The following is a 12,660-nucleotide window of genomic DNA, read 5'->3' as shown; positions in this document are numbered from 1 at the left end:
ACTATCTTTTGCAAACCTATCTAAAAAAAAGCACCTTTGATGGAGAGGCAAATGGTTTGCAGCCAATTTGTTAGCAGGAAAAAAAAGAACAGAAAAAAAATAAAAAAAATTTGGGGCGAAACGATTAATCCCTATTTTTGCACTCCCAAATCAAACAACACAGTTGTTAAAAACGGGATAAGATCCTGTAGCTCAGTTGGTAGAGCAATACACTTTTAATGTATGGGTCCTGGGTTCGAGTCCCAGCGGGATCACTGGAAGCCCCTCAAAATTGAGGGGTTTTTTTATGTGCTTTATTTTAATTGTTTCTTATTTCTGGAACTTGACACCTCTATATTTTGATTATCTTGTTTGCATTGTTATTATCGCTGCAAATACTGCTTGAATTATGGAAATGCTGAAGGATATTATTGAACGATTAAATAATAGTGATGAGTCCACAACCATTGAAGTAAAACGTGGCAGCGCTATTGACCGTTCTATAATGGAAACCATTTGCGCATTTTCGAATGAACCTGACTTAGGAGGAGGCACCCTTGTATTGGGTATTGAAAGAAAAGAACTTCTTTTGTTTCCTCAGTATGAAGTCGTAGGTGTTAAAGATATGGATAAGCTACAGCTTGATCTTGCTTCGCAATGTGCAAGTTTGTTCAATATTCCAGTTAGACCTGAAATTGAAATAGAGACCTCCAACAATCTTAATGTTTTAAAGGTTTTCATACCGGAACTTCATATCAGCCAAAAACCGCTTTACTTTAAAAATGAAGGACTCCCAAGAGGTGCCTATCGTCGCATTGGATCAAGCGATCAGCGATGCAGTGATGATGATATGATATTGTTTTACAATCAAACAGAAACCTTCGATTCCGCAATCGTTCAGGGTAGTTCATTAGATGACATTGACGAAAATGCAATATCTCTATATCGGCAATTAAGGAAAAACGTAAATACCTATGCAGAAGAACTCCAATATAATGATAAAGAGTTGCTGCAAGCATTAGGTTGCGCAGTAAAAACTCAGTCTGGTGATTGGAAATTAACCTATGCTGGACTTTTAGTTTTTGGTTCGCGTGCCGCCCACCGTAGACTCATTCCTATGATGAGGGTGGATTATATTAGAGTACCAGGCAATGAATGGGTGGCTGATCCAGAGAACAGATTTACCACAATTGACATGAGGGGCCCATTATTGGAGTTAGTTTCAAGAGCATATTCTGCTGTATCTGATGATCTCCCCAAAGGCTTTCTTTTGCCAGAAGGAGAATTACATGCTGAATCGGTAGGCCTACCTGGAAGGGTGCTCCGGGAAGCCCTAGTCAATGCTTTTATGCATCGATCTTACCGGGTAAATGAACCTATTCAATTAATAAGATATGGTAATAGAATAGAATTAAGGAATCCGGGCTTCTCTTTAAAGCCTGCAGATCAGTTAGGTGAACCTGGATCACAAAGCCGGAATCAGTTTATTGCTGCCATTTTTCATGAAACAAACCTGGCAGAAACCAAGGGAAGTGGTATTAGAACCATGAGGAGATTAATGGAAAGAGCAGGTATGGCCCCACCAACTTTTGAGTCTGACCATGGTGCCAATAAATTTACTCTACGTTTACTTTTGCACCATTTTCTAAGTGAAGAAGATTTGGATTGGTTAAACCAATTTAACAGTCTTAATTTAAATGACAACCAGAAAAGAGCCCTGATTTTTACCCGGGAAGCTGGTGCTGTAGATAACCCAACATATCGCCAGTTGAATGGCTGTGATGTTTTCAGGTCCAGTGGTGAATTAAGGCAACTTAAAGAGTTGGATTTGCTGGAAATGAAAGGCAAAGGCAGGTATACCTATTTAATTGCTGGATCACTTATGAATCAGGGACTTGACATTAAAACAAGCCTTAGTGGACCACCTCCTGCCCATAGTGGACCACCTCCTGCTCTTAGTGGACCACCTTCTGCTCTTAGTGGACCACCTCAGGCTTCCTCAGAAGTGACTTTTGACGCTTTGTTGGAAGAAATTCCAGAGAATCTTCGCAACCGAATAATTAGCCTGGGTAAAAGAATTTCAAATCCGGACGTACTGAAAAACATAATAATTGAATTATGCAAATTCAGACCTCACTCACTTGAAGAACTAAGTATTCTTCTTCAGAGAAAAGATAAATATCTCTTAGAGGAGTTTATTATTCCCTTACGTCAAGAAGGTTTATTGAAGTTTACCTTACCTGAAATGCCAAATCACCCGAATCAGGCATATACAGCTGTATAACAAATGATTTTTTGGTTACCTAATCACCACTTACAATGCCCAAACTCGACCTTTCCACCCTTGAATCCTGGCTCTGGGATTCTGCCAATATTCTTAGAGGTAGTATCGATAGCTCCGATTTCAAGAACTATATTTTTGGTCTCCTCTTCTTAAAAAGAACCAATGACGTTTTCGAAGAGGAAGTCCAGCTCATCATGGAGCGCGATGGCATCAGCAGAAAGGAAGCAGAGGAGGAAACCTATTTTAAAGTCCCTGCCGAAGCCCGCTGGGAATCCATAAAAAAGATCACTGAGAATATCGGCATTGCCCTGGACAAAGCTTTTGCAGCCATTGAACGTGATAATACTTCTCTGGAAGGGGTTATGACCGCCACCAAATTTGGCGATAAGGATAAACTGAGTGATGCCGTGTTACAACGTCTCCTGCGCCACTTCAATCAATACTCTCTCAAAAACAGTGATCTCTATACCCCTGATATCTTAGGTGATGCCTATGAATACCTGATCAAACAGTTCGCGGATGACAGTGGCAAAAAGGGAGGAGAGTTCTATTCTCCAAGAGGTGTGGTTACCACAATTGTTCGGTTGATCAAACCTCAACCAAAACATAAAGTGTATGACCCAACCTGCGGATCTGGGGGTATGTTGATTGAATCCGCCAAATACGTGGCAGAACAACCAGGCGGGAGAGAGGGTAATAATATCAATGTCTCATTATACGGTCAGGAGAAAAACATTGGTACCTGGGCTATCGGTAAAATGAATATGATCCTGCACAACCACCTGGACGCAAGTTTGGAGAAGGGTGATACCCTGGTTTATCCAAAACACAAAAATGATAAAGGAGAGTTGATGTTATTCGACCGGGTGATCGCCAATCCGCCATTCAGCCAGGATGCATGGTGGACTCCTGCAGAAATTGGGCAGGACCAGAATCTGGACAGAAATGGAAAAGAGAAGAAAGTAACTCCCAACTATAACAAAGTAGTGGTAGATACTTTTGGGCGTTTTCAATATGGAATTCCACCACGCGGATATGCTGATCTGGCTTTTCTGCAGCACATGATTGCTGTTTTAAAGCAGGATGGCAAAGCGGGTGTGGTGCTTCCGCATGGAACTCTGTTCCGTAGTGGTAGTGAGGGAGCCATAAGGGAAAAATTACTGCAAGCCGATCTGATTGAAGGGATTATTGGACTTCCTCCAGCTTTATTCTATAATACCGGCATTCCAGCCAGTATCTGGGTAATTAGTAAATCCAAACCAAAACACCTGCGCAATAAGGTGATCATAATTGATGCCAGTGGAGATTATAAGGAAGGTAAGAATCAGAATGAACTGTTAGAGCCGCATATTAAGAAGATTGTAGAGGCCTACGATCACTTCGCGCTGCAGATTAAACAAACTGAGGTAAGTGAAAAATTCGCGCGACTGGTAGATCGGGAAGAGATCGCCTCCAATGATTACAACCTGAATATTTCTCGCTACATCGATACCAGTGAAGAAGAACCGGAAATCAATTTACACGAGGTGAAACTGGAGCTGGAGAAGCTTGAAGCAAAGGAAAAAGAGATTGATGCGAGATTGGTTAACTTTTTAAAGGAGTTGGGGATATGAGTGATGATTATAAAGTGACTGAACTAGGCCTAATCCCAAGTAATTGGAAAATCTTGAAGCAAGGTGAGATTGCAACTTTTTTTAATGGTCGAGCGTATAAATTAACTGAATGGGAACAGACTGGAATTCCTGTTATTAGACTACAAAATCTAACTGGATCTGGTACAGAATATTATTATTCTAATTTAAAACTACCGGAACATCAATATTGTTATTCAGGAGATCTTCTTTATATGTGGTCCGCAACATTTGGACCTGTATGGTGGAAAGGAACAAAAGCAATTTACCATTACCATATCTGGAAAATTGAAGTAAATGCAAAAAAGTTATTGAAAGAATTTCATTATTACCTATTGGATGAAATTACCATTCGGATGAAAAATCAATCCCACGGTTCAACAATGTTACATGTTACAAAAAGTGGGATGGAATCTTTGAAAGTTGCTTTACCCCCTCTTCCCGAACAACAAAAAATAGCTGAAATCCTCTCCACAGTAGATGAAAAGATTGAAGTAATTGAAGCGCAAATAAACCAAACAACAGAGTTGAAAAAAGGCCTGATGCAGCAATTGCTTACCAAAGGTATCGGCCATACAAAGTTCAAAGATTCTCCTCTGGGTAAAATTCCGAAGTGTTGGGATTGTAAATATTTCGAGGATATTGCTTTAAATGTATCAACAAAATACAAGGAACGCAATGGCAAATGTGTTGAGCTTGAACATTTAGAACAAAATACTGGGAAATTAATAGGCTATGATGATTATGAAAATAAATCTAGTTTAAAAACCCATTTTCAAAAATCGGACATTCTATTTGGAAAATTAAGGCCATACTTGCGCAAATTCTGGTATTCAGAATTTGAAGGTTGCTGTACTACAGAGTTAATGGTATTTAGATCAAAGGATAACGTCGATTCTAAATTTCTTTTTTATTTAGTACAGCTAGAGTCTTTTATACTTCACTCAGTATCGAAATCATTTGGAACAAAAATGCCTCGTACATCATGGGCAATTATTAAAAAATATTATTTAGCCTTGCCTCCATTGAAGGAACAAAGAAAGATTTCTTCAATCCTTTCTTTGATTGATGATAAACTAATTTGCCTGACTTCAAAAAAAGAAAGATTTGAGAACTTTAAAAAAGGCCTCATGCAGCAACTCCTCACTGGAAAACTACGCGTAAACCTTAACTCTAACACCCATGCAGCTAAATCAGGAGAGCTACAACCAACTTCTTAATTACACCAATTCAAAACAGAAAAGGCCTACAAAAGAAGATAACACAGTGCCCGACTGGTATGCGCTCACTTATTCCATATTCCTGGATTCACCCCTCAATAACCTCCAGGATTTCTGGCGGCTAGTTGCCTACACCTATTCCTGGATGCCTACTATTCCAACCATCAACAGTCACCTTATTTCGGACGAAAAACAATTGCTTACTGACTTAAAGTCACTAAAGAAGGGAGAGGATCAGCACCTGGAAGCTTTATTTACCCTGCTCATCCCCGTTATCAACAACAGCCTGGTAGGTGTTTCCAAAACCCTGCATTTTATCGCACCAGATACTGTCCCCATTATCGACAGCAATGTTACCCGAGGTTGGAATGAATTCTTTTCAACATACCCGACAGATAATATTAAAAAATTTCCAACTTATTCCAATGCCCTTACCATCAAACAACTTTCCAACTATCTCAAATACAGAGAAACCTTATTATCTTGGGTAGTAAATTCTAATGCAAGTTTTTCCCTGCGTGATCTGGAATGGGCGTTTTTTGAACTGGGAATTGCTTTGAACCCGAAACATGGCCTTATCTCCTGAATACGAATACAGCGAAGCCCCTGCTATCGCCCTGCTACAGTCGCTGGGCTATCAATACTACGACGGTAAACTGCAGGATGAACGAAACGATATCACTGATGTGGTTCTGCTGCATCGCTTACGCACAGCCCTCCAACGTATCAATCCCTGGCTCAATGAAGCCAACCTCGATAAGGCGATTACCAAAATCACCACTGTCCAGGGTAGCTCCCTGATGGAAATCAACCAGCAAATCTGGGAACTGATCAAAGGAGGCACTTTCACTGTTAAACAAACGATCAACAACCAGGAGGCTTTCCATGCTATTCACTATATCGACTATGCACAACCGGAAAACAATGATTTCCTGGTCGTAAACCAGTTGCGCATCCACGGCAAGAGCCGCAATTCCATTCCTGATCTCATTCTATTTGTGAATGGTTTACCCCTCGCAGTGCTGGAATGTAAAGCCCCCGGTACGCAAAATGCCTTCGATAAAGCCTATAGTGATTGCTGCTTTTACCAGGAGAACTCCGAAAAACTGTTTCACTACAATCAACTGATCGCCTGTATCTATGGTGTAGGTGGCAAATATGGCGCGATCAATGCCAAATCAACTTTTTATTCAGTCTTTAAAACCGATCCCAAACAACCTATACCCGGACTGAAATCCGAACAGGATAAATTACTTTACAGCCTCTTTAAAAAAGAACACCTGCTGGATATCATCCGGCATTTTGTCATCTATCAACGGGAGGAAGGGGTTACGATTAAAAAGCTGCCCCGCTACCAGCAAATCCGCGCTACCAATAAAACCATCGCTAAACTACAAAGTGGAGAAGGTGGTGTAGTTTGGCATACCCAGGGCTCCGGCAAGTCTATTACCATGGCCTATGTAACGCGGAAATTGCAGTCGCCGGAATATGGCTTTGAAAATCCTACCGTCCTGATCCTGACCGACCGAAAAGACCTGGATCAGCAGATTACCGATACATTTGTGGATATCGGTTTTAAGAATGTACAAAGAGCCGGCTCCGTTAAAAACCTGGATATCCTGCTCCGAAATGATTACGGTGGCATCATAACCACCACCCTGCAAAAATTCCAGGAACCCCGGGAAGAAGAAGAGGAGCCGCAGGATAAGTCCCTGGAGGAAGAACAGGAGCATACCCTCATCACCAAGGAAATCCGGAATAATATCCTGATCAAAACCACCAAGGTAAAGGTGGATGGTGTATGGGAAATTAAGGAGCGGGAGGAAATCGTACTGGAACAATTATCCTCAAAACAAAATATCTACGTGCTGGTGGATGAAGCCCACCGGTCGCAGTATGGATTCCTTGCTGCATTCATGCGTTCGGTATTACCCCATGCAAAATTTGTCGCCTTCACCGGTACGCCTTTATCCAAAGAGGAGAAATCCACCCTGGCGGAGTTTTATGGAGGTGATTACCTGGATGTATATACGATTAAAGAATCTGTTGCCGATGGCGCTACGGTGGAGTTATTATACGATGAAGGTATAGCGCGATTGGATATCAAAAAGGCTGAACTGGATGCTGAGTTCGAAGCTAAATTCGGTCATGAATCAGAGGAAAAACAAAACCTGCTCAAGCAAAAAGCGCTTAAGAAATACCAGACATCTACCAGTCGCCTTACCGATATCGCCCAGCACCTGCTGAAACATTTTGCAGAGAAGATTTATCCGAATAAACACAAAGCGATGCTAGTTTGTGATGGCCGTCATGCCGCCATCCGGTACAAACAGATCATTGAACAATTGCGAAACGAAGGGTTTCACTCTTTTGAAACAAAAGTGGTCGTAAGTATAGGCTCGCCTAAGTCGGATGAAATCGCCCGCGACTATTATGAAACCCTGGAATGGAATAAGCAAAATCCGGATGCTCGTCGCCCTGTTTGGGTTGTGGCACCGGAGTCCGTCAAAACCGTAACCGAGGATTTCAAATTGCCTTATGGCAATGAGCAGGACAAAGAGAAATCAGGCAGAAAGCAATACGATAATACAGCCATCCTGATAGTGTCAGATATGTTGCTGACTGGCTATGATGCCCCCATCGCCTCCTGTTTGTACCTGGATAAGCCGTTGAAAGAACACAGCCTACTCCAGGCGATCGCCCGGGTAAATAGAAGTGGCAAGGGCAAGAAGGCAGGTTTCATTATGGACTATTATGGGATTACAGAATACCTGATCCAGGCCCTTGAAATCTTCAGCGGAGACCTGAAACGCTCTGATATCGTCAAGAATTTAAGTGAGGAATTACCCCGATTGGAAACACATCACCACAAACTGGTAGAGTTTTTCAAGCCTATCAAAGTGGATCGTAATTACGAACGCGAGAAGTTTATGGAAGAAGCGGTTTTGTTTATTGAACCCATCGACCTCCGCGATCAGTTCAAAGAATTACTAAAAGCGTTCAATACATCCATCTCCATAGTATTGCCAGATACGAAAGCGATGAAATATTCCAGCGATTTCAAATTGTTCAATGAAATCCGCCTAAGGGCACGCAATGCATTTCCGGATGATGAAGAATTGAAAGTAACAAGAGAAGAGAGTCAATTATTGCAGGAGCTGATTGATGAACACCTAAAATCACAGGGAGTGGAGCACCTGTTGGAAGAGCCGGTTTCCATTATTGATAAAGACAAATTCAGGCAGGAGATTCAGCATGCTTCGCCTCAAACACGTGAATTGAAAATGCGTAATAACCTCAAGCATGTGATCAACGTGGGACTGGATAAAAATCCGGATTTCTATAAGCCCCTGGCAGAGCGCCTGGAAGAACTGCTCCGGTTGGATAAAGAGAAACGTATTTCTCAAACGGCACTCTTAAAAGCCTATGCTGATATCCAGGATGAAATTATCAATCACCAGAAAGAAGGGGAGGCAAAAGGATTCACCACTGAGCGGGAGAGAGCCATTTACGACTCCATGAAGCTGATCTTTGACGGAGACGCAGAAGATGCCACCCGGACACTCTTTGATCTGGTGCGGGGTGAACTCAATATTGTTGGATGGGAGGAAAAAAGCATGGTGCAAAAAGACATCGAAAATAAACTGACCCGATTTTTAACCACTAAAATGCTGCGTCCGGAAGCCAAACTCAAGGCCCTGGAATTGATTGATGTGCTAAAGCGTAACAAAGATGCCTAGTGTGCGATATGGATCGAGGTTGATTAATTATGCCATCCAGGAACGGGAGGGACTTAAGGGGCATTATATCAGCGTTGACAATGTGGATGGTGTTATCCTCAAAGGGAAGTCGGTACCCCCGGAAATAGCGGATAAACTCATTCTGAAAAAAGCCCGTTGGATTATAGATAAACTGGAACTGGTTCGTTCAGTAGCGGCAGGTGATATTGTCTCGGGCTCACGATTACCTTATCTGGGCAGGAGCTATTATGTACAGGTGGTGGTAAACAAACGAAATGACCGAATACAAATTGAGTTTACCTATTCCAGGTTTATCATCACGGTAAACAATTTATCTATCAGCCAGGCTGAAATCCAGTCGGCCTTGCTAGACTTCTACAAGCAGAAAGCAATAGAGAAAATTGGTCCGCGGGTAGAGCAGTTAAGCCAGCGAACCGGCCTTACATACCAGGGACTGCAATTCCGCAAAATGAACAAGCGATGGGGGAGTTGCACTGCAACCAACCGGATCATCCTGAATATTGAAACCATTAAATTACCCTACAGCCTGATTGATTATGTAATTGTACATGAACTGGTCCATACCAGGGTGAAGGATCATTCCAGGGCCTATTGGTCCCTATTGGGCAGGCATATGCGTAACTGGAAGACATTAGATGCCCGGTTGAACAAGTAGCATTTTATATCCTATTTTCTTGCAATTTTTAAGGTTGTCCTAACCGTTATTTTTTCCTTCAGCCTGTCCACTAAATAATACATCATAGGTACCAGGAAAAGTGTTAAGATCAATGACGACAACAATCCTCCAATGATCACCCAGGCTAACCCGTTTTTCCATTCTGCGGCGGTTCCACTAGCCATTGCAATAGGTAACATACCAATTGCCATAGATAAAGTTGTCATTAAAATAGGACGCATTCGTTCTTTTCCACTTAACAAGATTGCATCTCTGTAGGATTTCCCTTCTGCTTTTAACTGATTTGTGAAATCCACTAACAATATCGAATTTTTGGTCACCAATCCCATTAACATGATGAGTCCTAACAACGCAAACAGGCTTAGATGATTCATCGATAAATTCAGTGCAAGAAAAGCCCCGATTGCAGCTACCGGAATTGCAAACAGTGCTACCATAGGATAGATAAAGCTGTCGTAGAGTGCTACCATAATCAGGTAAATCAATAAAAATGAAATCAGCAATACAGATCCAAGGGCCCCAAAACTATCATTCTGCCTTTTAATATCACTTCCCCAGGTCATTTGTATACCTGCCGGTAGAGGATTGTTTTTAATATACGCTACAACTTCATCAGCTACAGTTCCGGAAGGGCGCCCTAAGGCATCGGCTGTTAGTGTTACAGCCGGTTGCCTGTCTTTTCTTTCCAACAGGGAGGCTGATAAACTCCTTTCCAAACCGGCAAACTGGGAGACTTTAACAGGTATGCCCGCCGGATTCTGTATGGTTAGCTCCTGTACATCTTCTGCATGCTGGCGACTGAAATTATCCAGCCAGATGCGTACCGGATATTCCGTACCATTTTCAGTTAATGTAACCTCATCGTTTCCACTGAAGGCTGTACGAAGGTTCATACCGACATAGGCAGCGTTTAATCCGAGTCGCTGCATTTTGTCTGCATCCGGAATTACCTGTAGTTCCGGACTTCCGCTTTCAACTGATAAACGAACATTGTCTGCTCCGGGAATACGTTCTATAACAGTTTTTAAATTACCGGCTGTGTGCATCACCTGTTCAGCCGAACTACCACTCAACATGATTTCAATGGGGGCAGTTCGGGGTATCAATCCCAAAGCAGCAATAGAAAAATTGACACCGGGATAAGCCAACTGCAATTTTTCCCGCAGGCTTCGCATGAAATTTTCTGTTGAAATTCCCCCGATTTCTTTTTTGGGCTTTAATTGAATGGTAAATTCAGCTTCATAAGAAGCACCAACACCCAAACTACCTATCCCGGTACTAGGCCCTCCTACATTGCTAAATAGGTTGGCTATTTCTGGTTGCTTTAGAATCTCATTTTCAATTTTCAGCGCTACCAGGTTGGTTTGTTCAATTGCAGTGGATTTGTCGAATTCAAGTGACAGGCGAAATTTACCCTGATCACCAGTCGCGATTAATTCTTTCCCTATGATACCTTGCTTCATCATACCGGCAGTACCTACCAGCAACAACAACACGATTAGGGTAAATATTATTTTATGCCCTAGTACCCAATTTAATGCCTTACCATACCATTCAATAAACCGGTTCAGTTGGTGTTCAAATGACATCAGGAAGCGATTGAATAAATTGGTAGGTGACAGCTCTTCCTTTTTCCCAAACCTCGAGGCCAGCCAGGGGGTAAGTGTGAATCCTACCAGCAAACTGGTAAGCGTAGAGGTTATCACTACTACAGAAAATTGTTTCAACATATCCGCTACAAATACCTGTAAAAAAAGGATAGGGAAAAAAACCACAACATCAACAAGCGTAATGGACAATGCAGAGAAGCCAATTTCCATCCTGCCATCCAGAGAGGCCGTTCTTTTTTCTTTTCCCATATCCAGGTGGCGCTGGATATTTTCTAAAACAACGGTAGCATCATCCACCAGAATCCCAATGATCAGACTCATTGCCAATAATGTCATCAGGTTAAGCGTATAGCCCAAGAGCCACATGATGGCAAACGCGGTGATCAGGGAAGTGGGAATGGCTACGAGTACAATTAGTGCATTTCTGAAACTGCGGAGAAATAACAACATCACCAGTGCCACCAGCAACACTGCCAGTAAGAGGTCCACAAGCACCGAGTCAACAGCTGCAAGTGTATTATCTGTACTGTCATCTGCAATGATAAAGTGTACACCAGCCGCCTGATTCTGGTTTTCAATTTGGATAAGCTTTTCACGTACGAGCTTTGATACATTTACGGAATTGGCATCCCCCTGCTTTTTCAATAAAAGTCCAATACCATCCTTTCCATTGTACCGGCTAACAGATGTTTTTTCTTTTACTCCCGCAGCAACGATAGCCAGGTCTTTTACATAAACCGGATTTCCAGGTTTCGGCATGGCAACCTGAACCATCCTGATATCCTCCAACTGAGTATATTTCCCAACCAACCGAACCGCGTTGCTCTCTTTATCCGTTTTAACCAGTCCCGCTGGCAAATCCAGGCCAGAACGCTTAATGGCTTCTACCAACTGGTACAATGAAATATTGTGTAACCTCAGTTTGTCCTTATCAGCTTTTACCTGTATTTCTCTTTCCTCTCCACCCAACAGCGTTATTTCAGCAACTCCTTTTAATTGCTGAAGCTGTGGTAAAAAATCATCTTTCATGAGTTGGTAAAAATCCGTTGCCTCCAGGTCACTGGTTGCATTAATGGAAATAATAGGCAAATCATTAGGAGATACTTTGCTCATCACAGGTGTTTCTACATCTTCCGGCAACTCCTTTCGAATATTATCAATGTAGCGCTGCGCATCCTGCATGGTTTGATCCAAATCGGTTCCATATTCCAGATTGGCAATAACAATGGAAGCATTTGGCAATGATTTCGTAACGAGGTAGTCCACACCTTCCAGGTTGGAAAGTGCATCTTCAATTTTTCGGGATACTGAAGTCTCTACTTCGGAAGGCTCTGCTCCCGGATAAGCAGTTTTGATAACAACAACAGGTTGATTAAAATCTGGCATTAGTTCATATGCCAGGTTTTTATATCCGATAAACCCCAATAAGGCAAGCACGCTGAATAATACAATAATCAGCGAAGGACGCCTGATGGATAACTCCGTAATATTCATGATTC

General features: G+C 42.1%; 7 protein-coding genes and 1 tRNA gene. 7 read left to right on the top strand and 1 reads right to left on the bottom strand.

Going from position 1 to position 12,660, the window contains the following annotated elements; translation table 11 throughout:
* The first annotated feature begins 181 nt into the window (after positions 1-181).
* The 7 genes from L0U88_RS00865 (at position 182) to L0U88_RS00835 (ending at position 9,530) form a co-directional block, all read left to right on the top strand.
* Positions 182-254 (top strand) — tRNA-Lys (locus L0U88_RS00865).
* 134 nt (positions 255-388) lie between these two features.
* Positions 389-2,263, top strand: a complete 1,875-nt coding sequence (locus L0U88_RS00860) for a DUF8451 domain-containing protein (RefSeq protein WP_234863625.1) — start codon at positions 389-391, stop codon at positions 2,261-2,263.
* 35 nt (positions 2,264-2,298) lie between these two features.
* Entirely contained in the window at positions 2,299-3,876 is a 1,578-nt protein-coding gene (locus tag L0U88_RS00855; RefSeq protein WP_234863624.1) for a type I restriction-modification system subunit M, read from the top strand.
* A complete protein-coding gene (locus tag L0U88_RS00850; RefSeq protein WP_234863623.1) occupies positions 3,873-5,114 on the top strand; it encodes a restriction endonuclease subunit S in 1,242 nt (413 codons plus the stop codon). Before L0U88_RS00855 ends, L0U88_RS00850 begins: the two co-directional genes overlap by 4 nt.
* Complete coding sequence (locus L0U88_RS00845) at positions 5,077-5,700, top strand: hypothetical protein (protein ID WP_234863622.1); 624 nt, start codon at positions 5,077-5,079, stop codon at positions 5,698-5,700. Before L0U88_RS00850 ends, L0U88_RS00845 begins: the two co-directional genes overlap by 38 nt.
* Positions 5,684-8,854, top strand: coding sequence for a type I restriction endonuclease subunit R (locus L0U88_RS00840; RefSeq protein ID WP_234863621.1), 3,171 nt, complete (start codon positions 5,684-5,686; stop codon positions 8,852-8,854). The genes L0U88_RS00845 and L0U88_RS00840 overlap by 17 nt, the downstream gene beginning before the upstream one ends.
* Positions 8,847-9,530: a M48 family metallopeptidase gene (locus tag L0U88_RS00835; protein WP_234863620.1), complete on the top strand. Its 684-nt coding sequence runs from the start codon at positions 8,847-8,849 to the stop codon at positions 9,528-9,530. Before L0U88_RS00840 ends, L0U88_RS00835 begins: the two co-directional genes overlap by 8 nt.
* A gap of 11 nt (positions 9,531-9,541) precedes the next feature.
* On the opposite strand, the gene L0U88_RS00830 is transcribed toward L0U88_RS00835, so the two are convergent.
* Positions 9,542-12,655 (bottom strand): efflux RND transporter permease subunit, encoded by a 3,114-nt coding sequence (locus tag L0U88_RS00830; protein WP_234863618.1) that lies wholly within the window; start codon positions 12,653-12,655, stop codon positions 9,542-9,544.
* Positions 12,656-12,660: the final 5 nt, after the last annotated feature.

It is taken from the genome of Flavihumibacter fluminis (assembly GCF_021491375.1).
Lineage (GTDB): Bacteria > Bacteroidota > Bacteroidia > Chitinophagales > Chitinophagaceae > Flavihumibacter > Flavihumibacter fluminis.
The sequence above is the reverse complement of the archived record's forward strand: the minus strand, read 5'-3'. Positions and strand labels throughout refer to the sequence as shown.